Origin of the sequence: Citrobacter sp. H12-3-2 (genome assembly GCF_009649895.1) — a bacterium.
GTDB classification, from domain to species: Bacteria; Pseudomonadota; Gammaproteobacteria; order Enterobacterales; family Enterobacteriaceae; genus Citrobacter; species Citrobacter portucalensis.
Genome location: NZ_CP045837.1, coordinates 3,015,667 through 3,038,815, shown reverse-complemented (window position 1 = coordinate 3,038,815; position 23,149 = coordinate 3,015,667). Strand labels below are relative to the sequence as shown.

The 23,149-nt window shown below is 50.2% G+C and carries 24 protein-coding genes; 9 read left to right on the top strand and 15 right to left on the bottom strand.

Annotated elements, in window-relative coordinates:
• The first annotated feature begins 131 nt into the window (after window positions 1–131).
• The 3 genes from mdoG to GHC22_RS14565 all read left to right on the top strand — a co-directional run bounded on the left by mdoG (window position 132) and on the right by GHC22_RS14565 (window position 4,492).
• The gene (mdoG, locus tag GHC22_RS14575; RefSeq protein WP_103014639.1) at window positions 132–1,667 is read left to right on the top strand and encodes a glucans biosynthesis protein MdoG; all 1,536 of its coding nucleotides are present in this window, start codon (window positions 132–134) and stop codon (window positions 1,665–1,667) included.
• A complete protein-coding gene (mdoH, locus tag GHC22_RS14570) occupies window positions 1,660–4,188 on the top strand; it encodes a glucans biosynthesis glucosyltransferase MdoH (RefSeq protein ID WP_032941800.1) in 2,529 nt (842 codons plus the stop codon). Before mdoG ends, mdoH begins: the two co-directional genes overlap by 8 nt.
• A 100-nt stretch (window positions 4,189–4,288) precedes the next feature.
• On the top strand, window positions 4,289–4,492 hold the full coding sequence (locus tag GHC22_RS14565) for a YceK/YidQ family lipoprotein (protein WP_003036125.1): 204 nt from the start codon (window positions 4,289–4,291) through the stop codon (window positions 4,490–4,492).
• Here GHC22_RS14565 and GHC22_RS14560 read toward each other — a convergent pair whose 3' ends face one another.
• Entirely contained in the window at window positions 4,493–4,870 is a 378-nt protein-coding gene (locus GHC22_RS14560; protein ID WP_008784346.1) for a MysB family protein, read from the bottom strand.
• A gap of 691 nt (window positions 4,871–5,561) precedes the next feature.
• Between GHC22_RS14560 and GHC22_RS14555 the strand changes: the two genes are divergently transcribed.
• Window positions 5,562–6,893: a sensor domain-containing diguanylate cyclase gene (locus tag GHC22_RS14555; protein ID WP_153753365.1), complete on the top strand. Its 1,332-nt coding sequence runs from the start codon at window positions 5,562–5,564 to the stop codon at window positions 6,891–6,893.
• A gap of 64 nt (window positions 6,894–6,957) precedes the next feature.
• Here the strand turns inward: GHC22_RS14555 and mdtG are convergent, their stop codons facing one another.
• A complete protein-coding gene (gene mdtG, locus GHC22_RS14550; protein ID WP_153753364.1) occupies window positions 6,958–8,178 on the bottom strand; it encodes a multidrug efflux MFS transporter MdtG in 1,221 nt (406 codons plus the stop codon).
• Between the two features lie 155 nt (window positions 8,179–8,333).
• Window positions 8,334–9,254, bottom strand: coding sequence for a Kdo(2)-lipid IV(A) acyltransferase (locus tag GHC22_RS14545; RefSeq protein WP_003036136.1), 921 nt, complete (start codon window positions 9,252–9,254; stop codon window positions 8,334–8,336).
• A 220-nt stretch (window positions 9,255–9,474) separates the two neighbouring features.
• Here GHC22_RS14545 and GHC22_RS14540 point away from each other — a divergent pair, with 220 nt between their 5' ends.
• On the top strand, window positions 9,475–10,527 hold the full coding sequence (locus GHC22_RS14540) for a rhodanese-related sulfurtransferase (RefSeq protein ID WP_125363403.1): 1,053 nt from the start codon (window positions 9,475–9,477) through the stop codon (window positions 10,525–10,527).
• A 45-nt stretch (window positions 10,528–10,572) separates the two neighbouring features.
• Here the strand turns inward: GHC22_RS14540 and GHC22_RS14535 are convergent, their stop codons facing one another.
• From GHC22_RS14535 to mdtH, 9 genes are all read right to left on the bottom strand, one after another.
• Window positions 10,573–11,148: a YceI family protein gene (locus tag GHC22_RS14535; RefSeq protein ID WP_003832130.1), complete on the bottom strand. Its 576-nt coding sequence runs from the start codon at window positions 11,146–11,148 to the stop codon at window positions 10,573–10,575.
• A 1-nt stretch (window position 11,149) separates the two neighbouring features.
• Complete coding sequence (locus GHC22_RS14530) at window positions 11,150–11,716, bottom strand: cytochrome b (RefSeq protein WP_153753363.1); 567 nt, start codon at window positions 11,714–11,716, stop codon at window positions 11,150–11,152.
• A gap of 262 nt (window positions 11,717–11,978) precedes the next feature.
• Window positions 11,979–12,092 carry a YceO family protein gene (locus GHC22_RS14525; RefSeq protein ID WP_003036148.1) on the bottom strand — a complete coding sequence of 38 codons (114 nt, stop codon included), beginning with the start codon at window positions 12,090–12,092 and terminating at the stop codon, window positions 11,979–11,981.
• Window positions 12,093–12,147: 55 nt separating this feature from the next.
• Window positions 12,148–13,263, bottom strand: coding sequence for an N-methyl-L-tryptophan oxidase (gene solA, locus GHC22_RS14520; RefSeq protein WP_137378162.1), 1,116 nt, complete (start codon window positions 13,261–13,263; stop codon window positions 12,148–12,150).
• Window positions 13,264–13,377: 114 nt separating this feature from the next.
• Window positions 13,378–13,632: a biofilm formation regulator BssS gene (gene bssS, locus GHC22_RS14515; RefSeq protein ID WP_003036154.1), complete on the bottom strand. Its 255-nt coding sequence runs from the start codon at window positions 13,630–13,632 to the stop codon at window positions 13,378–13,380.
• A 340-nt stretch (window positions 13,633–13,972) separates the two neighbouring features.
• On the bottom strand, window positions 13,973–14,218 hold the full coding sequence (gene dinI / locus GHC22_RS14510; protein ID WP_003036157.1) for a DNA damage-inducible protein I: 246 nt from the start codon (window positions 14,216–14,218) through the stop codon (window positions 13,973–13,975).
• A gap of 65 nt (window positions 14,219–14,283) precedes the next feature.
• Complete coding sequence (pyrC, locus tag GHC22_RS14505; protein WP_032942952.1) at window positions 14,284–15,330, bottom strand: dihydroorotase; 1,047 nt, start codon at window positions 15,328–15,330, stop codon at window positions 14,284–14,286.
• A 105-nt stretch (window positions 15,331–15,435) separates the two neighbouring features.
• Window positions 15,436–15,996 (bottom strand): lipoprotein, encoded by a 561-nt coding sequence (locus GHC22_RS14500; RefSeq protein ID WP_020996498.1) that lies wholly within the window; start codon window positions 15,994–15,996, stop codon window positions 15,436–15,438.
• Window positions 15,997–16,110: 114 nt separating this feature from the next.
• Window positions 16,111–17,319, bottom strand: coding sequence for a multidrug efflux MFS transporter MdtH (gene mdtH, locus GHC22_RS14495; protein ID WP_153753361.1), 1,209 nt, complete (start codon window positions 17,317–17,319; stop codon window positions 16,111–16,113).
• 259 nt (window positions 17,320–17,578) lie between these two features.
• Here mdtH and rimJ point away from each other — a divergent pair, with 259 nt between their 5' ends.
• From rimJ to murJ, 4 genes are all read left to right on the top strand, one after another.
• Entirely contained in the window at window positions 17,579–18,163 is a 585-nt protein-coding gene (gene rimJ / locus GHC22_RS14490; protein ID WP_003832145.1) for a ribosomal protein S5-alanine N-acetyltransferase, read from the top strand.
• Between the two features lie 34 nt (window positions 18,164–18,197).
• Complete coding sequence (locus tag GHC22_RS14485; protein ID WP_153753359.1) at window positions 18,198–18,845, top strand: YceH family protein; 648 nt, start codon at window positions 18,198–18,200, stop codon at window positions 18,843–18,845.
• A 1-nt stretch (window position 18,846) separates the two neighbouring features.
• Window positions 18,847–19,770, top strand: a complete 924-nt coding sequence (locus tag GHC22_RS14480; RefSeq protein ID WP_153753357.1) for a Gfo/Idh/MocA family protein — start codon at window positions 18,847–18,849, stop codon at window positions 19,768–19,770.
• A 222-nt stretch (window positions 19,771–19,992) separates the two neighbouring features.
• A complete protein-coding gene (murJ, locus tag GHC22_RS14475) occupies window positions 19,993–21,528 on the top strand; it encodes a murein biosynthesis integral membrane protein MurJ (RefSeq protein WP_003832150.1) in 1,536 nt (511 codons plus the stop codon).
• A gap of 85 nt (window positions 21,529–21,613) precedes the next feature.
• Here the strand turns inward: murJ and flgN are convergent, their stop codons facing one another.
• From flgN to flgA, 3 genes are all read right to left on the bottom strand, one after another.
• Window positions 21,614–22,036, bottom strand: a complete 423-nt coding sequence (flgN, locus tag GHC22_RS14470; RefSeq protein ID WP_003036178.1) for a flagella biosynthesis chaperone FlgN — start codon at window positions 22,034–22,036, stop codon at window positions 21,614–21,616.
• 3 nt (window positions 22,037–22,039) lie between these two features.
• Window positions 22,040–22,333, bottom strand: coding sequence for a flagellar biosynthesis anti-sigma factor FlgM (gene flgM, locus GHC22_RS14465; protein WP_032942956.1), 294 nt, complete (start codon window positions 22,331–22,333; stop codon window positions 22,040–22,042).
• 93 nt (window positions 22,334–22,426) lie between these two features.
• The gene (gene flgA / locus GHC22_RS14460; RefSeq protein WP_008784358.1) at window positions 22,427–23,086 is read right to left on the bottom strand and encodes a flagellar basal body P-ring formation chaperone FlgA; all 660 of its coding nucleotides are present in this window, start codon (window positions 23,084–23,086) and stop codon (window positions 22,427–22,429) included.
• Window positions 23,087–23,149: the final 63 nt, after the last annotated feature.

The following is a 23,149-nucleotide window of genomic DNA, read 5'->3' as shown; positions in this document are numbered from 1 at the left end:
AACCATGAGCCAGCGCGCGAACAATACAGGGATTCAGTTGTCGGAGTACCCGATTATCCATTAAAATGGATCGGATCAATATAAGCACACAAAGGGGGAAGTGCTTACTAATTATGAAACATAAACTACAAATGATGAAAATGCGTTGGTTGGGTGCAGCAGTCATGTTAACGCTGTACACATCATCGAGCTGGGCGTTCAGTATTGATGATGTTGCAAAACAAGCTCAATCCTTAGCCGGGAAAGGCTATGAGGCGCCAAAAAGTAACTTGCCCTCCGTTTTCCGCGACATGAAATATGCGGATTATCAACAGATCCAGTTCAATCGCGATAAAGCGTACTGGAGCAATCTCAAGACCCCATTTAAGCTCGAGTTCTACCACCAGGGTATGTACTTCGACACGCCGGTCAAAATCAACGAAGTTACCGCCACGGCGGTGAAAAGAATCAAATACAGCCCGGATTATTTTAATTTTGGCGATGTTCAGCATGATAAAGACACGGTAAAAGATCTCGGCTTCGCCGGGTTCAAAGTGCTGTATCCGATCAACAGCAAAGATAAAAACGATGAAATCGTCAGCATGCTCGGTGCCAGCTATTTTCGCGTTCTGGGTGCAGGTCAGGTCTACGGCCTGTCAGCGCGTGGCCTCGCGATTGATACCGCTCTGCCTTCTGGTGAAGAATTTCCCCGCTTCCGTGAGTTTTGGATCGAACGTCCGAAACCGACTGATAAACGTTTAACCATTTATGCTTTGTTGGATTCTCCGCGTGCAACCGGAGCGTATCGTTTTGTCATTATTCCAGGTCGTGACACGGTCGTGGATGTTCAGTCCAAAGTATACCTGCGCGACAAAGTGGGCAAACTGGGTGTGGCACCGTTAACCAGTATGTTCCTGTTTGGACCGAACCAGCCGTCTCCGGCGACAAACTATCGTCCGGAACTGCATGATTCTAACGGTTTGTCTATCCACGCGGGCAATGGGGAGTGGATTTGGCGTCCGCTGAATAACCCGAAACATCTCGCGGTGAGCAGCTTCGCTATGGAAAACCCGCAAGGATTCGGACTGTTGCAGCGTGGCCGTCAGTTCTCGCGTTTTGAAGATATCGACGATCGTTACGATCTGCGCCCAAGCGCCTGGATCACGCCAAAAGGTGACTGGGGTAAAGGTAAGATTGAGTTAGTTGAAATCCCAACTAACGATGAAACGAACGATAACATCGTTGCGTACTGGACGCCGGATCAACTGCCTGAAGCGGGCAAAGAGATGAACTTCAAGTACACTTTGACGTTCACGCGTGATGAGGACAAGCTTCATGCGCCGGAAAGCGCCTGGGTACAGCAGACTCGTCGTTCTACCGGTGATGTAAAACAGTCCAACCTGATTCGTCAGCCTGACGGTACCATCGCGTTTGTGGTGGACTTTACCGGCACAGATATGAAAAAGCTGCCGCAGGATACCCCGGTTACCGCACAAACCAGTATTGGCGACAACGGTGAAATCGTTGAAAGCACTGTGCGCTATAACCCGGTATCTAAAGGTTGGCGTTTGATGCTGCGCGTGAAAGTGAAAGACGTGAAGAAAACCACTGAAATGCGTGCTGCCTTGGTCAATGCCGATCAGACGCTGAGTGAAACCTGGAGCTACCAGTTACCTGCCAATGAATAAGACAACTGAGTATATTGACGCAATGCCGCTTTCGGATATCGAGAAAGCGGCACTGCCGAAAACTGACATCCGCGCCGTTCATCAGGCGTTGGATGCCGAGCATCGTACTTACTCGCGCGAAGATGATTCACCGCAGGGTTCTGTGAAAGCTCGCCTTGAGCAAGCATGGCCGGATTCTTTGGCTAAAGAGCAGTTGGTTAAGGACGATGAGGGCCGCGATCAGCTGCAGGCGATGCCAAAAGCAACGCGTACCTCTATGTTCCCCGATCCCTGGCGTACCAACCCGGTTGGTCGTTTTTGGGATCGCTTGCGTGGGCGCGATGTGACGCCGCGTTATCTTTCGCGTTTGACGAAAGAAGAGCAAGAAAGCGAGCAAAAATGGCGTACCGTAGGCACCATCCGCCGCTATACGCTGTTGATTCTAACGCTGGCGCAAACGGTCGTAGCAACCTGGTATATGAAGACGATCCTCCCGTATCAGGGGTGGGCATTTATTAATCCGGTAGACATGATGGGGCAGGATTTATGGGTCTCCTTTATGCAATTGCTGCCCTACATGCTCCAGACCGGCATTCTTATTTTGTTTGCTGTGCTTTTCTGTTGGGTGTCTGCGGGATTCTGGACTGCGCTGATGGGCTTCTTGCAACTGTTGATTGGACGAGATAAGTACAGTATCTCGGCCTCAACGGTTGGGGACGAACCGCTGAATCCCGAACACCGTACCGCGCTGATTATGCCTATTTGTAACGAAGACGTTGATCGCGTATTTGCGGGACTGCGCGCTACGTGGGAATCGGTCAAAGCAACGGGCAACGCCGAACATTTCGATGTTTATATCCTGAGCGACAGCTACAACCCTGATATCTGCGTGGCAGAACAAAAAGCGTGGATGGAGCTGATTGCCGAAGTGCAGGGCGAAGGGCAGATCTTCTACCGCCGTCGTCGTCGTCGCGTGAAGCGTAAAAGCGGCAACATTGATGACTTCTGTCGTCGCTGGGGAAATCAGTACAGCTACATGGTGGTGCTGGACGCTGACTCAGTGATGAGCGGTGACTGTCTGAGCGGCCTGGTGCGTCTGATGGAAGCGAATCCGAATGCCGGGATTATCCAGTCTTCACCGAAGGCTTCCGGTATGGATACGCTGTATGCGCGCTGCCAGCAGTTTGCGACCCGTGTTTATGGACCGCTGTTTACCGCCGGGCTTCACTTCTGGCAGTTAGGGGAATCACACTACTGGGGCCACAACGCAATTATCCGCGTGAAGCCATTTATCGAGCACTGTGCGCTCGCGCCGTTACCGGGCGAAGGCTCGTTTGCGGGATCGATCCTCTCCCATGACTTCGTGGAAGCGGCATTGATGCGTCGGGCTGGCTGGGGCGTGTGGATTGCCTACGATCTGCCGGGCTCTTATGAAGAGCTGCCGCCGAACCTGCTGGATGAACTCAAGCGTGACCGCCGCTGGTGCCACGGCAACCTGATGAACTTCCGTTTGTTCCTGGTGAAAGGGATGCACCCGGTTCACCGTGCGGTATTCCTGACCGGTGTAATGTCCTATCTGTCTGCGCCGCTTTGGTTTATGTTCCTCGCGCTCTCTACCGCATTGCAGGTGGTGCATGCGTTGACGGAGCCGCAGTACTTCCTGCAACCGCGTCAGCTGTTCCCGGTATGGCCGCAATGGCGACCTGAACTGGCGATCGCGCTGTTTGCTTCAACGATGGTGCTGCTGTTCCTGCCGAAGCTGCTGAGTATCTTGCTCATCTGGTGTAAAGGGACGAAAGAGTACGGCGGGTTTATCCGCGTTACGCTGTCGCTGCTGCTGGAGGTTCTGTTCTCCGTGCTGCTGGCGCCGGTGCGTATGCTGTTCCACACCGTCTTCGTTGTAAGCGCTTTCCTCGGTTGGGAAGTTGTGTGGAATTCACCGCAGCGTGATGACGATTCGACCCCGTGGGGTGAAGCGTTTATGCGTCACGGTTCTCAGTTACTGCTGGGGCTGGTGTGGGCTGTGGGTATGGCCTGGCTGGATCTGCGTTTCCTGTTCTGGCTGGCACCGATTGTCTTCTCGCTGATCCTGTCACCGTTTGTTTCCGTGATTTCCAGCCGTTCCACGGTGGGGTTACGTACCAAGCGCTGGAAGCTGTTCCTGATCCCGGAAGAGTATTCTCCGCCGCAGGTGCTGGTGGATACCGATACCTATCTGGTGATGAACCGTAAACGTACGCTGGACGATGGCTTTATGCATGCGGTGTTTAATCCGTCGTTTAACGCACTGGCCACGGCCATGGCGACTGCACGCCACCGCGCCAGCAACGTGCTGGAGATTGCACGCGATCGTCATGTGGAACAGGCACTGAACGAAACGCCGGAGAAACTGAATCGCGATCGCCGCCTGGTGTTGTTGAGCGATCCGGTGACCATGGCGCGTTTACATTACCGTGTCTGGAATTCACCTGATAAGTATTCTTCGTGGGTGAACTACTATCAGGGACTGACACTGAACCCGCTGGCGCTCAGGAAAAAATAAGCGTTCTGTAACGTGAAAATACCGGCCTGGTGCCGGTATTTTTTTATATTGAATAGAATGAGTCGTGAGGTAGCAGGTGCGAATATTGGCTGTAGGAATAATGATCTTCTTCCTGAGCGGATGCGGCAGCATTATTAGTCGTACCATCCCAGGGCAAGGACACGGAAACCAATACTATCCTGGCGTTCAATGGGATGTTAGGGACTCCGCATGGCGCTACGTCACTATCCTCGATCTGCCATTTTCGCTAGTGTTTGATACGTTGCTGCTGCCGCTCGACATACATCATGGACCTTACGAGTAATTATCGCTCATCCCATTCATCGGCTGCGGTCTGTCCCTCTTCAGTATCAAGGGGAGGTTCCAGCTGGAATTCACCTTCATCCCATTCGTGAAGCGTATTTTCTTCCTGCCACTCCTGGCGGATTTCAATTTCATCATAGTCGCCATCAAAAACGCTCTGGGCCGCTTCCCCGCTCAGGATTGGAAGACATTCACCATCTACATCATCCTCGTCAGCAAAGAATTCCGCCTGCCACATAATGTCGCCATCCTGTAGCACGTATTTTTGGACGCTTAGCTGTTGAACGCTGGCGTCGTCTGACTCAAGGTCAGGGTTATCAGCCAGAAACACTTCACGAGCTGCATCAATAGCCTCTTCCAACGTGGCATAAAAATTCATGTCATTCTTTGCCATATTTCTTCTCCTAAGGCGAACAATAAAGGGGGATGATTCAATCTATAGACGGCGATCCGCAGAGCGTCAAACCCATTAGCTGCATGGTTCATTCAATCAGATGATTACTGCCTGCAATGCCTACGAGACTGGGGGAAAGTAACTTCGGTTGTTTATGAAAAATTTACATTGGCAGATACTGAAGCCGACGTAATATCAGGAAAAAAATTCAAGAAAAAATAGTAATGTATGTGATTTGCAATGTAGTAATGAAAATCAAAAAATTAAAAAATGACGTTATATAAGGAAATCTTCAGGGTTGAACGTTATTTTTTATGTGTTTTAGAGAGGGAATCCGATCGCTTATGACGTAATATTTCATAACTTAATAAAAACAAAGAAGAAAATTAATGCCCAATACGGAAGTGTCGCAGGTGCAATCAATGAAAGTGGCTAAACATAGTGGTGTCTCTGGTGGTGACAAAGTATCTTTTGTGTATGGGGGCTGTGAATGGTGTGAGTGATACTAAAATAGTATACATAATAAAATGTTATTAATGACAAAGGTTATAAATCTATAAGAAACCATTAAATAAGAAATGAATTAGTGTCATTGAATCTGTGCAGATATAATAGTTTGCAAAATCTTATGCTTTATTATATAAAATGCAAAATTAAGAGAGCCCTTAAGGTTGTTATGGATAACGGCAATTCAAATAATAGAAGGTTAATGGCTTTCTATATAATCTGTTTGGCTAGCTATGTTCTTGGTGGAGTGTGTCTTACACAATTTAAATTAACGATACAAAGTGTGCCGCAAACAGTATATCTGATTATAATTGTAGGGTTATTCTTTTTATATGGGATAATCTTCCTGTTTATGTTATTCCAGTATCTTTGTAGAAAAGATCTCACCTGCCTTATGATATTAGGTATGGCGTTTCTTGGGAATAACATATTTTTCATCGAGACTATCTACATCGTTCAGGACTTGATTAATGATTATGCCTCAATCGAAAAAAGAACTAACGATATAGCCATATTCTATTACTTTCGGCAGATTAGTTTCATTGCTCTGCTATTTGTTTCATTAAAATCTTATAAAGTATCCTCGACAGTTATTGAAACCAAAGAAAGAGAACCTTGCTATATCGTTCTGTCTTTTTTAATCATGCTTGTTATCGCGGTGGTGGCGCACGCTCTGGTCAGTTACAACCCTAATTTTACACTCGAGATCACAAGCCTGAAGCCTGATAATGTCACCGTGCACTGGCATATTGGGTACATTTATTCGCTTATTGTATCCTGGGGACTGGTCCTGTTGTATTTAATCATTAAAACCAGAACGCATAACATCTTGTGGAAAAGTATAGGGCTACTGTGTTGCTCAGCAATATTGACCAATGTACTACTTCTGAGCCTGGATGAATATAGCATGTATATTTGGTATGTAAGCCGGGGGATTGAGGTGATAAGTGCCCTGTGTATAATCTCAATACTGATGTACAACACCTTCATCATCTTAAAAAAAGAAACGGATTCAGCTATTAAAGACGCAATGACTAAAATATATAATCGTAAACTATTCTATAAGTCATTAAAATTATCATTAGCAAAAGGCACAGTATGTGTAATGGTTCTGGATATTGATAAATTCAAACGGATTAATGATACTTACGGTCATCAGGAAGGTGACAGAGTGATAATCAGCATTGTCGATATTGTCAATAAATCAATCAGAGATACGGATATTTTTGCCAGAGTAGGCGGCGAAGAATTTGCGATCCTTCTTAAGTGTAACGATAAAGATGAGGCAATTGTTGTTGCAGAGCGAATTAGGCGAAATGTAGAGAATGCTACGACAATACCAAATTCGTATGAGTTAAAAGAAAAAATGACGATAAGTATCGGTGTATATTGCAGTAAAATTGATGATGAATCAGTGGATAAAGTTGTTTCATACGCCGATGCCGCATTGTATGAAGCCAAAAATTCTGGCAGAAATAAGGTGTGTTACTATTATCATTAAGGTTGAAATATACGCCGTGTAAGATAAGTTTATTATTCCGAACCGGCGAATACAAATACACAAATCATCCCACGACCTCTGTACTCCGACGACGGCGCAGGCTATTCCACGAGTACAGGGCGTTAAACAGTACGACGCCCGCGGTCACACAGAAAACGGCACGAAAACCGTAGTTGGCGGATATCGCTGCCCCCATTAGAGGTCCTGTTACGTTACCGATATCGCGAAATGACTGATTATAACTGAAAATACGTCCAGCTATTTGATTGGTCGAGTTGTAAACCAGCAGCGTTTGTACCGCCGGGAGCAGAGCGCCGTCGGCCGCACCCAATAAAAAGCGCAGAACACCAAGCTGCCAAGGCGTATGGACAAATGACATTGGAATAAGCAGTAACACAGAAACGATCAGCGCGACGATCAGGATCTTCTCCGGGCCAATTCGATCGCCTAATTTGCCAAGTTTCGGGGCGCTGATTAATGCCGCAACGCCGGGGACAGAGGCTATCATCCCACTGATAAACGCAATATTGCTGACGTTGCCAGCCAACTCTCGAACGTACAGGGTCAGTATTGGCGCGATAGAACCGGTGGCTACCTGAATGATCATAGTGGTGATAAACAGGCTCAGCACCAGTTTGGGGTTCTTTAAAGAGGCCACGACTTCACGAATGTGCAGCATCTCCTTCTTGCTCACCGGCTGGAAACGCTCGCGGATAAAAAATAGCGTCAGGATGAAGCAGACCAGCAGCACGCTGGCGGTGATGAAAAATACAGGGCGTAATCCGTACTGATCCGCGAGCAGCCCGCCCGCTAGCGGCCCGAGCAGTGCGCCACTAACGCCACCGGTTGAAAGCGTTCCCAGTGCCCAGCCGCTTTTATTGCGTGGAACCTGGGTAGCGATCAGTGCATTCGCATTGGGGATGAATCCACCAAGCAGCCCTAACAAGGCGCGCAGGATTAAGAACTGCCAGATATTTTGCGCCAGTCCCATCAGCAGCATCACAATTGCCATGCCCAACGCGGAACGCAGCAGCATGATTTTTCGTCCTTTGCGATCGGCAAGGCCACCCCAGAAAGGAGAGGCAATGGCTGAAAAGAGAAAGGTGATGCTGAAGACCAGGCCTGACCACATATTCAGGGCGCTATGACCCGTGACGCCGAGACTCTCGACGTAAAGAGGCAAAAAGGGCATGACCAGGCTAAATGCTGCTCCGGTTAAAAAACAACCTAACCAGGCAACGGTGAGGTTGCGTTTCCAGTTTATGGGGGCATCTGAGGGTGACATAGCGATCCGCAGTGTGATGCGCTGTTTGCGCTATCGATTGAATATAAGTAAGCGGGCTAATTATGCGCCTGGTTGATAGTTGCTGCAATGTGGATAGCAGTTAAACCTAAAACGGGTTGGGAGGGTGTTGCAGCCCACTGGACTGCAACACTGCGTCAGTACAGAGAAGGGGAGCCTTCAGGACGCGTCTTGAAGCGACGATGCAGCCACATATACTGCTCTGGCGCCATCATTATGCATTGCTCAACAATTTTGTTCATCCACGCGGCTGTGGTTTCTGCGTCGTCCAACGGTGGTGAGCATTCTGGAGGCAACATAATCAATTGATACCCTTTACCGTCAGGTTTGCGGCGGGGAACAAACGGTACCAGGCAGGCATTGGACATGCGCGAAAGCATCCAGGTCCCTGAGGTTGTTGCGGCTTGTTCAACGGCAAAAAGTGGTACAAACACGCTGGCGCGAGGGCCGTAATCATGATCCGGCGCGTACCAGACCACTTCGCCCTTTTTCAAGGCTTTAATCATCCCTTTCAGGTCTTTACGATCGAGCATTGATTTATTCGAGCGCATGCGGCCCCAGGTTTGTAGCCAGTCCAGCAGCGGATTGTCGTTAGGGCGATACACACCAATACCCGGCTCCTGCAAGCCAAACTGGCGCGCACCCAGTTCCAGAGTCAGAAAGTGCAGACCCACTAACAGAATCCCGCGTTTTTGCGCCTGAACGTCACGGATATGTTCCATTCCGATCACTTCCGTCCAGCGCGAAATACGCTTATCGGACCAAAACCAGGCCATCCCGGTTTCCATTACGCCCATGCCTACGGATTCGAAGTTCTTGACGACCATCTGCTGGCGTTCCTGCTCACTCATCTGCGGGAAGCACAGTTCCAGATTTCGGGAAACAATTTTTGCCCGACGTTTCATCAAACGTAGCGCCAGTCGACCTAACGCACAGCCCAACTTAAAGAGGATGGGGTACGGTAACTGCACGATTAACCAAAGGATGCCAATACCCAGCCAGGTTAACCAATAACGTGGATGCAGTAACGCAGCCGAAAACTTGGGTAAATTCGTCATGTCTATCCTGTCTTCAAACGACCAATTCCCTGTATTGTCGCATTTTTTCGCGCGTATCAAAAATTTGTGACGGGAGAACGGTGATTAATTCCGCAATTGTTGTTGCGATTTTATCGTGAAGTATGAAATGTAGCGTAAAATGTGTGGATGTAAATTGGCGATGTTTGCTTTATTATGCCGCCGATTTTCATTTATTCCTTATTTGCAGGATACGTACACCATGCCAGTGTTACACAACCGCATTTCGAACGACGCCCTCAAAGCCAAAATGCTGGCCGAGACCGAGCCGCGCACGACGATCTCATTCTATAAATATTTCACCATTGCCAATCCTCAGCACACGCGTGATGCGCTGTACCAGATGTTCACCGCATTGAACGTCTTCGGGCGAGTATATCTTGCCCATGAAGGAATTAACGCGCAAATCAGCGTACCGCAAAGCAACGTCGAGGCATTTCGCCAGCAGCTCTATGCGTTTGATGCTGCATTGAAGGATTTACGTCTGAATATAGCGCTGGATGATGACGGTAAATCGTTCTGGGTACTGCGTATGAAAGTCCGCGAACGTATCGTGGCGGATGGTATTGACGATCCAGACTTTGACGCCAGCAACGTGGGGGATTATCTCAAGGCAGCAGAAGTGAACGCCATGCTGGACGATCCTGAAGCGGTATTCATTGATATGCGCAATCACTATGAATATGAGGTGGGTCATTTCGAGAATGCGCTGGAGATCCCGGCAGACACGTTCCGCGACCAGTTGCCGAAAGCTGTTGAAATGATGCAGGCGCATAAAGATAAAAAAATCGTGATGTACTGCACGGGTGGGATCCGCTGTGAGAAAGCCAGCGCCTGGATGAAACACAATGGATTTAGCAGAGTCTGGCACATTGAGGGCGGTATTATTGAGTATGCCCGCAAGGCGCGTGAACAGGGACTTCCGGTACGTTTTGTCGGTAAAAACTTTGTCTTTGATGAGCGTATGGGCGAAAGGATCTCTGAAGATGTTATCGCGCATTGCCATCAGTGCGGCACGGCGTGCGATAGCCATACTAATTGCAAAAATGATGGCTGCCATCTGTTGTTTATTCAGTGCCCGGCTTGTGCGCAGAAATATAAAGGCTGCTGTAGCGAGCTGTGTAGCGAAGAGAGTGAGTTGCCGGAAGAGGAACAACGGCGTCGTCGTGCGGGACGTGAAAATGGCAATAAAATCTTCAATAAATCACGCGGTCACCTGAATACCAAACTGGGTATTCCAGACCCTGCGCAATAACATGATGCCGGATGAGGGGCAGAACCTCATCCGGTAATTCATGCGTTACTTCTGCTGAACACCTTCCACTGAGATGATCAAATCGACTTCCTGCGATGCAGGTCCGAGATCGGTGGTGATGTTGAAATCCTTCAGCTTAATCTTACCTTGCGCTTCAAAACCAGCGCGCGTACCGCCCCAGGGATCGCCACCCTGACCGATGAGCTTCGCGTCCAGCGTAACCGGTTTAGTAACGCCGTTCAGGGTCAAATTACCGGTGATATCCAGGTCATTCCCCTCTTTTTTCACGCTGGTGGAGCTGAAGGTAGCCTGCGGGAATTTTGCCACGTTAAGGAAATCTGCACTGCGCAGATGCTTGTCGCGTTCGGCGTGATTAGTGTCAACGCTGTTGGTGTTGATGGTTACGTTAACCTTATCGGCTGCAGGATTTTTCTCATCAAAGGTAAACGTACCGTCGAAATCTTTGAAAGTGCCGTACAGCCAGCTGTAACCCAGATGCTGAATACGGAAATTAACAAAGGCATGCTGTCCTTCCTTGTCAATTTTGTAATCTGCCGCCACGGCCGACCCGGTGGTGAATAACAGAGAAGCGAGTGTAAGTCCCAGCAGGTTTTTTTTCATTTTAAGCTCCATAGTCAGATGACGATTTTCCCAACATGCGATTGAGGGTATCGTCGTTATCAATAAAGTGATGTTTCAGGGCCATCAGTCCGTGTAGTAGGGATAAAATCACCACGGTCCACGCAAGCCACAGGTGCAAGCTACCGGCGAGGTCGGCCTGGGTACCCGCATTGGCCAGGGTGGCAGGAATGTCAAACCAGCCAAAGACGCTTATCGCTTTGCCATCTGCGGTGGAAATCAGATATCCACTGATGACAATCGAAAAGAGCAGCAAATAAAGTGCGAGGTGACCCAGTGCCGCTGCGATACGGGTCAAACGGGAGTAGCTTGCCAACGCAGCAGGCGGAGGGGAGAACAACCGCCAGACAACGCGGATAACCAGTCCCATCATGAGTAGGATGCCGATGCTTTTATGCAGTTCGGGAGCCTGGTGATACCAGCCGTCGTAATAGCTGAGCGTGACCATCCATAACCCCAACGCAAACATGCCATATACAGCAATCGCAACCAGCCAATGTAATGTGGCTGACACTACGCCATAGCGCTGTGGAGTATTATTGAATTGCATAAGCACACCGATTGATATTTCAGAAGTGAATGAAAATGGCGTGTAAAAGACATTAATGCAACTAATAAATAACAATAGTGATGATATTTATTTTTTGTTCAATAAAGTTGACTGATTGTTGAGGTAATCATCAAGGGATTAGTGCGAAAATATGTGGCGGGGCTTAGTCTATGGGGTGTTGTGGTTTTTGTTATTATTCAGTTTATTGCAATGAAAATTAAGCTAATCTCAATTTTTGTCAATTAATGTCAGCGCGCAGGAATCAGAAAAACATAATATATATTACATCCATAATGGCCAGCAGTGACCATAAAATAATGTAGAGCATAAGATGCTCGCGAATATTATTAACCAGATAGTGAAAGATACGGCGCATTGACGTTATTCCTGTCATTAAAAATGGCCTCACCAACGAGGCCATTCATTTATTATCACTTAAAACGGCTTAGCCTGAAGGGGGTCAGGTCAAAGTCAGACGGTTTGTCCTGAGCGAAGTCTGCCGCAATCTCTCCCAGTACAGAGGCAAACTTAAAGCCATGTCCGCTCAGTCCGGTAATGATCAGCGTGTTGTCATGTTCCGGCAGAGTATCAATTATAAAGTCTTCATCTGGTGAATTATCGTAAGTGCAGGATGCGCCGTGCAGGCAACAGCCAATGCCAGGCAGAATTGTGCGCAGGAATGGGAAGGCTTCAGAACCGTCGCTGGCTACAGCGGCAAATGGCTTACGCTCTTCTGCAGAGTGAATTACCTGTCCTCCATTGTGCTTACCAATTTTCAGCTCGTCGTTTTCAGCCGGGAAACCGTAGTATTGATCGCCATTTGGCAGTTCGCCGGTGAAGGCCGGGAAGTTATTCTTAACGCTGTAGCGCCCATCGGCCTGATACCAGGCGAACACTTTGCGCACAGGTTGTATCGGTAGTTCAGGGACTAAAGCCTGCACCCAGGTACCGGCGCTGATCACTGCTTTCTTCGCGTGGTAGTCACCGTCAACCGTTTCTACCGTGATGCCATCATCACCGTGATGAATTGCGCTGACCGGGCATTTAAACAGTTGCGCACAGCCTGCTTCTTCCGCCAGACGGATCCAGGTTTTAATTGCTAACTCACTGCGTAAAAAACCGGACTCCGCTTCAAACAGACCGATATAGTTGTCAGGTACGCGAATTTCCGGCCAGCGAGCCATGATGGCCGCTGCATCTAATTGTTCAACGTTAAGTTGCCACTGTTTTGCGCTTTGCGCTGCAGTTGCTAAGAAGGTTGACTCTGCCGGACCGAGGTTGATAACTCCGGAGCGAACAAAAATCGGTTCTTCATTATGGGTGGATAGTTCATCCCACAATGTTTGCGCACGTAGCACCAGCGGAACGTATTTTTCGCCTTCGCCATAAGCATGACGAATTAATCGAGTATCGCCGTGGTGGCTGCCCTGTTGATGTGGTGGCATATGCGCATCGATCATCAGAACCTTCAGACCGGCACGAGTGGCATAGTATCCAGCTGCGGCGCCTACCGAACCGCTGCCAATAATGATTAAGTCGTATTTCATCCGCTTCTCTCTGCAATCGCGATAGTAGAAGGGTAAATAACTGACCTGGAATATTCAACCTGGAAATAAGAAAGGCACCGCTAAGGTGCCTTTTGATGGTTGGATGTATCAGGTTTAATGTCGCTGATACTCATTTACCTGGTAATCGCCAGATTCAATTTTGGCGATTCCTGCTTCTAATATCGAAATAAATTGCCTGGCAACATCAGTGGTTAACCAGAGCGTTTGACCAACTTCAGTCCCATCCGGGTCAGGGCGGTTCGGGGTTTGGTAGTGCAAACGCAGCATCAGCGCATCGTAGCTATCAACAGTGCTGATGTCCCACCCTACAAGCGGATGAGTCTGAATGACTTCATTATTCTTTTCCATCATGCCCCCTAATTCGTGTTACTAGACAACGGTTTTCGAGGTTCAATGCGTTTTTTTCTGAAGCAACTTCAGTATATCAATAAATAAGGGTATTCATTGAAAATTTAAAGAGGGAAGAGCATAAATTTTTTGTTTTCAGCGTTATCTGACTAAGAAACCGACATGTTATTCATTTTTTTTTAGTATGTTGCACAATTATTTTGTTGTTTTGGTTAAAAGATAATCGGTGGGTTAATATTAAATTAAATGCTCGTCAGAAGAAATGCGCGATTGATTACAAGATAGCGTGTATAAAAAAGCCGGGGCGACCCGGCAAACAAACATCACTGCATATCATTATTTATTCGTTGATGAACCAGTCATCCGCGCTTTCCCAGGTTTCCTGTAGGATCTCGCTGATGCGCTCTTTGTCCTCTTTGGTCGCGCCAATAACCGACAGATTGTTTGCGCCGGCATAACGGACGGTAACGTTACCTTCGTTATCCGGAAAATGGTGCTGAATACGGCGGGAGAGTTCACCTGCCAGTGCGTCAATTGCACCGGCAGGTAAAGGTGAAGTTTTGGCAATAGTGACTTCAATACGCATAGTAGCCCCCTGTGGAATATACTGTTTATTTATACAGTTATTCGAATCGGTTGGCTACACTTTTTTTAGCTTTTTACTGACCAGCGTACCGTTTCGCCACCCAGGAAAGGCACCAGCGTATCGTCTTCCAACGCTATGCTCTCAGGAACCAGGTGCTCCACGCGTTCCAGCTCAATAAAGGTCTCATTTACCGGCAAACCATAGAACTGTGGGCCGTTGAGTGAGCAGAAGGCTTCGAAATGGTCCAGCGCATTCATCTCTTCAAACACGGTGGCATAGCTGCCTAGTGCGGTCGGTGCATTAAAGCATCCAGCACAGCCACAGCTTGACTCTTTGCGATGACGTGCGTGCGGCGCTGAGTCGGTACCGAGGAAGGCGCGCGTAAACCCGCTGGCAACCAGTTCACGCAGCGCCTGTTGGTGGACGTTACGTTTGAGGATCGGCAGGCAGTACAGGTGAGGACGAATCCCGCCAACCAGCATGTGGTTGCGGTTAAACATCAGGTGCTGTGGCGTAATAGTCGCTGCCAGAAGCTCGTTACCGTCGCGCACGTATTCGGCAGCATCTTTGGTAGTGATATGCTCGAACACTACTTTCAGCGAGGTCAAACGCTGGCGCAGCGGTTCCATCACCGTTTCAATAAAGCGCGCTTCGCGATCGAAAATATCGATATCTGCATGCGTCACTTCGCCGTGCACCAGCAGCGGCATACCCAATTTTTCCATCCTCTCCAGCACCGGCATGATGGCGTCAATAGAGGTTACGCCATGCGTCGAGTTGGTGGTGGCATTGGCCGGATAGAGTTTTGCTGCGGTGAATACGCCTTCGTTAAATCCACGTTCCAGCTCGTTGGGATCCAGCGTATCCGTTAAGTAGCAGGTCATTAATGGTGTGAAGTCGTGTCCAGCAGGTACCGCGTCAAGAATGCGCTGGCGATAAGCGATAGCCGCGTCAACCGTGGTGACGGGCGGTGCCAGGTTCGGCATGACAATGGCGCGACCATAAATTTCACTGGTGTAGGGCACGACAGTTTTTAACATGTCGCCATCGCGAAAGTGAAGATGCCAGTCGTCTGGGCGGCGGATCTTTAAAACCTGGGATGGTGCAGTCATTAATATGCTCCGGCTGAGGATAGTCTTTTTTGCCGGAAACAAAGGATAAGCGGAAACGTTTTCGTTTGCACGAAAAAAAAGGGCGCATCGGCGCCCTCAGTTTTATTAGTCGGTGAACGGGATGATGATTTCCCCCGGTTTCACCTCAATTCCCTTCGCCAGTTTTTTCGCCAGTGCTTCACCCTGGCTACTGTCATCCTGCAGAATGTAGGCTGGCTGCTGGTTGAAATAGTTACGCAGCGACTGGTTTAAATAAGGCATCAGCGTTTGCAGTACCGACTGCATTTTTTCTGGTGTAACGGTCGCATCCACGACTTCCATCTCTTGCAGATAAATTGCGCCTTTCTCTTTGTTGAATACCGGTAAGGCTTTTAACTTCAGCTTCATGGTCGCTTTTTGGCTGCCAAACAGGGAATTCATGTCCAGGTTGGCATCACCGGTCAGCGTCACTTTATTGGGTTCTTCACGGCCAATCTGACTGGCGAGATTATTTAGTACGATGTGTGCTTCAGCAACGCCGGGCAAGCCGATATCTTTAGAAAAGTTATTATGCTTTGCCAGGGCCTGATTAATTTCTTGCTCGCTAACCGTGTATTGCGTGAGTTGATTACAACCAACCAACAGGCCGCTGACAATCAGTGCAGCGGCAAAAAAAAACTTTTTCATGGGGTTCCTCAACATGATGCATGTGGCGTAATCGTGACACAAAGCATCATCGAGTACCAGCGCCCCGGACGCCAGCAGAAAAAACTGAAAAGCGCCCGGAAGCAGGTTCGGCTATCAGGTGTCTGGCTCCAGCATGCCTCTCGTTGGGCGTTTGAGACTGAATTGCCAGCCCAGCGCCAGGAAGGTGATGAGGCCGATAATACCGAGCATCATCCAGGGTAACTCAGGCTGTGCCAGGGCCTTGCCCATGTCAAACAGCCAGCCGCCGCCGATATATCCAATTGCGCCACCGATAGCGAGCCCCAGTCGACTGAAGCCCATATAGCTTCCTCGGGCACGTGCATTCGCCAGTGAGGCGCTAAGGGTTTCACGCGCGGGTTCGGCGATGATCGAGCCAATATAGAACGTACAGATCAGGGTGAACAACTGCTGCAAATTCCCCACCAGACCGATCGGCATCATGCTCAGAGACATCACCAGCAGACCGGCCATCAGACGATGTTCAAGGCGAAAACGTTTTTCACTCCAGCGGGCAATTGGGTAGAGCAGCGTCAAGGAGAGGCACGCCTCGATGGCATACATCCATTTCACGGCGGCCGGTGAACCTGCGATGTCGTTCACCATGATTGGCAGCATCAGCATCACCTGTACCGCCAGCATGTAATAGCCCGCCAGCGTCAGCACATAGGTGACAAAGCGCTTGTCATGCATCACGTGGCTCATCCCTTCGCGCACTGGAATTTTCACCGTCGACAGCTTCCATGCCGGGAGCAGCCAGGCGTTAAACGCCGCGCACAGAACGAACAAAATTGCGCCGGTGGCACAGACAAGACGGAAATCGTATTGCAATAACCAACTGCCAAGCAACGCGCCAACCACGGCCCCGGCGCTATCCTGCATCATCAGAATAGAGAAAAAGCGCCCGCGCTTTTCCGGGCGGATCAGTTTAACCACCAGCGCCGAACGGGGTGGGTCGAATAGTGTACCGCCCAGTCCGGAGAGAAAGCAGGAAAACCACAGCAGCCACGGCTCATGGGCAATGCCCATGGTGGCGAACCCGGCAGCGCGCATCAGCATGCCGGTGACGATCATCGGTTTTGCACCGAAACGGTCCGCAATAGCACCGCCGAAAATACCCAACCCCTGCTGGATAAATTGACGTAATCCTAGTGCAATACCGACCATCACGGCGGCCCAGCCCATTTGGTCGACGAAACGAATTGAGATCAGCGGGAAAACGACGAAGAAACCCAGCACGACCAGCATATTATCGATGAGAAGGAAGTATTTACCCAGGTTCCTTGCCTGCGAGACTTGCGACATTTCCCCTCCAGGGAAAAACTCGTCACTCTGGATAGAGTTTAAAAGATAAGCACCTCCTATTCTGCGGTGTCGTCATCGCTTTTCCCACCCTTCGCGGGACAATATTTTTTTATCAAAAGTCCGTCTTGATAGAGAGTTTTCATCAAAATGTGTGAATAATTCAAAAAATGGCATTTTGCTCTTTTCACAGGGCGTATTCGCACAGGTATAGTAATGCGAATAGCGTATTGAAGACGTTACGGGAAGGAGTAGGTATAGAATGTTTGGCTATCGCAGTAACGTGCCAAAAGTGCGCTTAACCACCGACCGCCTGGTCGTGCGTTTAGTGCATGAGCGTGATGCCTGGCGTCTGGCAGATTATTACGCAGAAAATCGTCATTTCTTAAAACCCTGGGAACCTATTCGCGATGAAAGCCACTGCTATCCGTCCGGCTGGCAGGCGCGTCTGAGCATGATCTCTGAGTTTCATAAACAGGGCACCGCCTATTATTTTGCGCTGCTCGATCCGGACGAAAAAGAGATTATCGGCGTTGCGAACTTCTCAAACGTGGTGCGGGGATCCTTCCATGCCTGTTATCTCGGCTACTCCATTGCGCAGAAATGGCAGGGGCAGGGGCTAATGTATGAAGCCTTAACCTCGGCCATCCGTTATATGCAGCGCACGCAGCATATTCACCGCATTATGGCTAACTACATGCCACATAATAAGCGCAGCGGTGACCTGCTGGCGCGACTGGGTTTTGAAAAAGAAGGGTATGCCAAAGACTACCTGCTGATTGACGGGCAGTGGCGCGATCACGTGCTGACGGCGTTGACCACATCAGAATGGACCCCCGGCCGCTAAGTTTCAGATGCAGCCATGATTAATGGAGAAGACGATGAAATACGAATTAACCGCCACCGAAGCACGAGTGATTGGCTGTTTATTAGAAAAACAAGTGACCACGCCGGAACAGTACCCACTCTCCGTTAATGGAGTCGTAACAGCCTGCAATCAAAAAACGAATCGTGAACCGGTGATGAACCTGTCGGAATCGGACGTGCAGGAGCAGTTGGATAACCTGGTTAAGCGACATTTTCTGCGCACGGTGAGCGGTTTTGGCAATCGCGTCACGAAATATGAGCAGCGTTTCTGCAACTCTGAATTTGGCAATCTGAAGCTTAGTGCCGCAGAGGTGGCCATAATCACCACACTGCTGCTGCGGGGCGCTCAGACGCCTGGTGAACTGCGTAGCCGCGCATCCCGTATGTACGAATTCAGCGATATGGCCGAAGTGGAGTCGACGCTGGAAAATCTGGCGAACCGGGAAGATGGGCCTTATGTGATCCGCCTGGCGCGTGAGCCGGGCAAACGTGAAAGTCGCTATATGCACCTGTTTTGTGGTGAGGTTGATGAAGCCATTGCCGCGGCAGATGAACTCCCTGTAGCCTCCGGTGATCTGCAGGCGCGCGTGGAAGCGCTGGAAACGGAAGTCGCAGAGCTTAAGCAGCGACTTGATTCCTTGCTGGCGCACCTGGGAGACTAACGTGAATAAATTACGTATCGGCGTAGTCGGCCTGGGCGGTATTGCGCAAAAGGCCTGGCTACCCGTGCTAGGCACCTCCGCGGACTGGACGCTGCAAGGCGCCTTTTCACCTTCACGCGATAAAGCACAGCGTATCTGTGACACCTGGCGAATACCCTACGTGGATTCATTGAAGAATCTGGCGCAAACCTGCGACGCGGTTTTCGTCCACTCCAGTACCGCGACGCACTATGCGGTAGTCAGTGAATTGCTGAATGCCGGAGTTCACGTGTGTGTGGATAAACCGCTGGCGGAAAACCTGCACGAGGCTGAGCAACTGGTCGAGCTGGCCGCGCGGAAAAAACTCACGCTGATGGTCGGGTTTAACCGTCGATTTGCACCGCTGTACCAGGATCTCAAAACCCAGTTGAGCACCGCAGCGTCTGTACGTATGGATAAGCACCGTACGGATAGCGTTGGGCCGCACGATCTGCGCTTCACTCTGCTGGACGACTATCTGCACGTGGTCGATACCGCTTTGTGGCTGGCGGGAGGGCAGGCGCAGTTAAATAACGGCACGCTGCTGACCAATGAATCTGGTGCGATGCTCTACGCCGAGCATCATTTTTCTGTCGGTCAAATGCAGATAACGACCAGTATGCATCGCCGTGCCGGTAGCCAGCGCGAGAGCGTGCAGGCGGTGACGGACGGCGGCCTGATTGACGTCACTGATATGCGGGAATGGCGGGAAGAGCGTGGGCAAGGTGTTGTTCATAAGCCGATAGCGGGCTGGCAAACGACCTTAGAACAGCGTGGTTTTGCCGGATGTGCGCGTCATTTCATTGAGTGCGTGCAAAATCAGACGGTTCCCCAGACGGCAGGCGAGCAGGCGCTACTGGCCCAGCGTGTTGTTGAAAAGCTGTGGCGGGAGGCGATGGCTGAATAACCCCCTGTAACATCTGGCGGTAGTAATTCATTGTAATCCAGGTACTATATGCCCACTCAAAATAACACCTCTTTTCAACCATAGGCTGGTTTGTCGGCCTGATAAGGTGCCAGGGTGTCGCCATCAGGCACAGCAAAAGTGTCGGATGGCGGCGAGAATGCCTTATCCGACCTACGGGCAGGTTTGTCGGGGTTTTGCCTCAGAGTCTGGAATACAACATAGATGAATTTATTAAAGTCGCTGGCAGCCGTCAGCTCGATGACGATGTTTTCACGTGTGCTGGGTTTTGCGCGTGATGCGATTGTCGCCAGAATCTTTGGTGCAGGGATGGCGACAGATGCCTTTTTTGTGGCATTCAAACTTCCTAACCTGTTGCGCCGAATTTTTGCCGAAGGCGCATTTTCGCAGGCATTTGTGCCGATTCTTGCTGAGTACAAAAGCAAGCAGGGGGAAGATGCTACCCGCGTGTTTGTTGCCTACGTTTCCGGACTGTTGACGCTGGCGCTGGCCGTGGTGACGGTAGCCGGGATGTTGGCTGCGCCATGGGTGATATTAGTCACCGCGCCGGGATTTGCCGACACAGCGGATAAATTTGCGCTGACCACTCAACTGCTGCGGATCACTTTTCCCTATATTCTACTGATTTCACTGGCCTCACTGGTTGGTGCGATCCTTAATACCTGGAACCGCTTTTCCATTCCTGCGTTTGCCCCGACCTTTCTGAATATCAGCATGATCGGCTTCGCGCTATTTGCGGCACCCTATTTTAACCCGCCGGTGCTGGCGCTGGCGTGGGCCGTTACGGTTGGCGGCGTGCTACAGCTGATTTATCAGCTTCCGCACTTGAAGAAAATTGGCATGCTGGTGCTGCCGCGCGTGAACTTCCGTGATGCGGGGGCGATGCGTGTCGTCAAGCAAATGGGCCCGGCGATCCTTGGGGTATCGGTCAGCCAGATTTCACTGATCATCAATACGATTTTCGCCTCGTTTCTGGCCTCTGGCTCAGTTTCATGGATGTATTATGCCGACCGTTTGATGGAGTTTCCGTCCGGTGTTCTGGGCGTGGCGCTGGGGACTATCCTGCTGCCATCGCTGTCCAAAAGCTTTTCCAGCGGTAATCATGATGAATATTGTCGCCTGATGGACTGGGGCCTGCGCTTGTGTTTCCTGTTGGCATTACCGAGTGCCGTAGCGTTGGGTATTCTGGCCAAACCGCTGACGGTGTCTCTGTTCCAGTACGGTAAATTTACCGCCTTTGATGCCGCGATGACCCAGCGTGCGCTGGTGGCGTACTCGGTAGGTTTGATTGGCTTGATCGTGGTGAAAGTGTTGGCTCCGGGCTTTTACTCGCGCCAGGATATTAAAACGCCAGTGAAGATTGCCATTGTGACGCTGATTATGACCCAGGTGATGAACCTGGCGTTTATCGGGCCGTTAAAGCATGCCGGATTGTCGCTGTCGATTGGTCTGGCGGCATGTCTGAACGCTTCACTGCTGTACTGGCAACTGCGGAAACAGAAAATCTTTACCCCACAACCGGGCTGGAGCTGGTTCCTGGCGCGTCTGGTGATTTCCGTGCTGGTGATGTCTGCGGTGCTGGTTGGGATGCTCTACATCATGCCGGATTGGTCGCAGGGAACGATGTTGTGGCGTCTGCTGCGTCTGATGGCGGTCGTGGTGGCAGGTATTGCCGCTTACTTCGCAGCACTCGCCGTACTGGGCTTTAAAGTAAAAGAGTTTGTGCGTCGGACGGCGTAAAGGATCAATGCCGGATGGCGGCATAACGCCGTATCCGGCCTACAAAAGGCGTAGGCCTGATAAGCAAAACGTTATCAGGCTGACATCAAATAGAGAATTTTTTCCCGCCGCGGTGCGCAGCAGAGGTTTGACCGTTTGCGCCATACAACGCTGGTTCCTGGTGCGGTTTCAGCACTTGTATTGCTTGTTGATTACGCTCGATCTGCCCTTCCAGCAGCCAACCGTTGTGCTGGTTGAGGTCGCGTAAATGCTGTGTTTTCTTGGTGATAGTCTGCCAGCGTTCAGCAATCTCATCATTGGCGCTGCGCGTGGCGTCATGTTCCAGGCGGCGCTGCTGCTCAAGATAATCAAGGGTTGCCAGCAAGGAGCTTTTTTCTTCTGTAATACGCTGTAGCTGGCTGCCGTTGATATGCCCTGCGGAAAGCTGCTGCTGTTCAGCATCCATTACCGTTTTCAGGTCATTGAGGACGGTCGTCATCTGGTCAAGTATTTCTGACAAACGAGTCATACTTTATTTACTCTGTAGGTAGCTCTGCGCCTCGCGAATCAGCGAGTCGGCAATTTTTCCGGTATCCATTTTCAATTCACCGTTACGGATTGCGGTTTTCAGTGCTTCCACGCGTTCCATATTGATGTCATTGCTGCCGGGCTGCATCAGTTTGGCCTGGGCGTCGCTCAGCATGACGCTGGTGCTGGTGGTCGCGGTGGTTTTTTCCTTCCGCGCTTTTTGTACCGGCGCATCGCTGGTTTCACGCGGCTGAACGGTGCTTACTGGCTTCAATGGTGAGGTACGATCAATGCTCATTTTATTTTTCCTCATCGAGGGGTTACGCTATAGCGGCCCGCTGTAATCATTGGTTGTTTATCTATCGGCACACGCTAAAAAATCTTTAACCTATTATAGGTTAATAAGAATATTCCCATCAGAATCGACGACGCCGCTCACCACCTGGCCTGAAATCATCCGCACTCGCGCATTCTGTGCGACAGCGGCGTTGTTCAGCGCTTTACCTTCGGCATTGACCCGAAATCCATCTCCGTTGGCAATAACCAGTACGCGCTGACCGGCCTTGATCCGCCATGCCTGGCGCAACATCGAAAGCTGTATCGGTTGGCCCGGCACCAGATCGCGCAGGCTCACTGCATCTTGCACCTGACTCATATCCAGCACCGCGCGCGGCGGTAGTTGGTCCAGTCGACCACGTTTCAGCGTTACGCTGGCTGGGGTCAGGGTGCTACCTCGCGCTACGGATGCAGCGGCAACAACGTAGTTTCCCGTCGCCTGCACGTTCACTTGCAGATAACGTTTTTCGTTGGCACAGCGGGCCAGCACATTCACATTGCCCCACAGTTTTGCGCTACCTGACACGCTTAATGCCGGTTGTTCGCAGTTGGGCAATAAGTTTGGTGACGTTCGGATAGTGACTACCACCTCATCGCTAAATCCGGCCAGGCGCTGGGAAAACCATGCCGTTAGCTGCGAATTCAGGTCTTGTGCCAGCGTCATAGGGCTGAACAGCAGTGCTGCCACGACTATTCCACGTTTAAACGTTTGCATCAAAACCTCGCGCTTTTTCAGGTAGTGGCAGGATTTTACCTGTGTGACGCAGTCATCAACGCA

Bases quoted from the DNA above. Each gene is read 5' to 3' on its own strand.
- mdoG (WP_103014639.1), top strand. From the start codon at position 132: ATGATGAAAATGCGTTGGTTGGGTGCAGCAGTCATGTTAACGCTGTAC.
- mdoH (WP_032941800.1), top strand. From the start codon at position 1,660: ATGAATAAGACAACTGAGTATATTGACGCAATGCCGCTTTCGGATATC.
- GHC22_RS14565 (WP_003036125.1), top strand. From the start codon at position 4,289: ATGATCTTCTTCCTGAGCGGATGCGGCAGCATTATTAGTCGTACCATC.
- GHC22_RS14560 (WP_008784346.1), bottom strand. From the start codon at position 4,870: ATGAATTTTTATGCCACGTTGGAAGAGGCTATTGATGCAGCTCGTGAA.
- GHC22_RS14555 (WP_153753365.1), top strand. From the start codon at position 5,562: ATGGATAACGGCAATTCAAATAATAGAAGGTTAATGGCTTTCTATATA.
- mdtG (WP_153753364.1), bottom strand. From the start codon at position 8,178: ATGTCACCCTCAGATGCCCCCATAAACTGGAAACGCAACCTCACCGTT.
- GHC22_RS14545 (WP_003036136.1), bottom strand. From the start codon at position 9,254: ATGACGAATTTACCCAAGTTTTCGGCTGCGTTACTGCATCCACGTTAT.
- GHC22_RS14540 (WP_125363403.1), top strand. From the start codon at position 9,475: ATGCCAGTGTTACACAACCGCATTTCGAACGACGCCCTCAAAGCCAAA.
- GHC22_RS14535 (WP_003832130.1), bottom strand. From the start codon at position 11,148: ATGAAAAAAAACCTGCTGGGACTTACACTCGCTTCTCTGTTATTCACC.
- GHC22_RS14530 (WP_153753363.1), bottom strand. From the start codon at position 11,716: ATGCAATTCAATAATACTCCACAGCGCTATGGCGTAGTGTCAGCCACA.
- GHC22_RS14525 (WP_003036148.1), bottom strand. From the start codon at position 12,092: ATGCGCCGTATCTTTCACTATCTGGTTAATAATATTCGCGAGCATCTT.
- solA (WP_137378162.1), bottom strand. From the start codon at position 13,263: ATGAAATACGACTTAATCATTATTGGCAGCGGTTCGGTAGGCGCCGCA.
- bssS (WP_003036154.1), bottom strand. From the start codon at position 13,632: ATGGAAAAGAATAATGAAGTCATTCAGACTCATCCGCTTGTAGGGTGG.
- dinI (WP_003036157.1), bottom strand. From the start codon at position 14,218: ATGCGTATTGAAGTCACTATTGCCAAAACTTCACCTTTACCTGCCGGT.
- pyrC (WP_032942952.1), bottom strand. From the start codon at position 15,330: ATGACTGCACCATCCCAGGTTTTAAAGATCCGCCGCCCAGACGACTGG.
- GHC22_RS14500 (WP_020996498.1), bottom strand. From the start codon at position 15,996: ATGAAAAAGTTTTTTTTTGCCGCTGCACTGATTGTCAGCGGCCTGTTG.
- mdtH (WP_153753361.1), bottom strand. From the start codon at position 17,319: ATGTCGCAAGTCTCGCAGGCAAGGAACCTGGGTAAATACTTCCTTCTC.
- rimJ (WP_003832145.1), top strand. From the start codon at position 17,579: ATGTTTGGCTATCGCAGTAACGTGCCAAAAGTGCGCTTAACCACCGAC.
- GHC22_RS14485 (WP_153753359.1), top strand. From the start codon at position 18,198: ATGAAATACGAATTAACCGCCACCGAAGCACGAGTGATTGGCTGTTTA.
- murJ (WP_003832150.1), top strand. From the start codon at position 19,993: ATGAATTTATTAAAGTCGCTGGCAGCCGTCAGCTCGATGACGATGTTT.
- flgN (WP_003036178.1), bottom strand. From the start codon at position 22,036: ATGACTCGTTTGTCAGAAATACTTGACCAGATGACGACCGTCCTCAAT.
- flgM (WP_032942956.1), bottom strand. From the start codon at position 22,333: ATGAGCATTGATCGTACCTCACCATTGAAGCCAGTAAGCACCGTTCAG.
- flgA (WP_008784358.1), bottom strand. From the start codon at position 23,086: ATGCAAACGTTTAAACGTGGAATAGTCGTGGCAGCACTGCTGTTCAGC.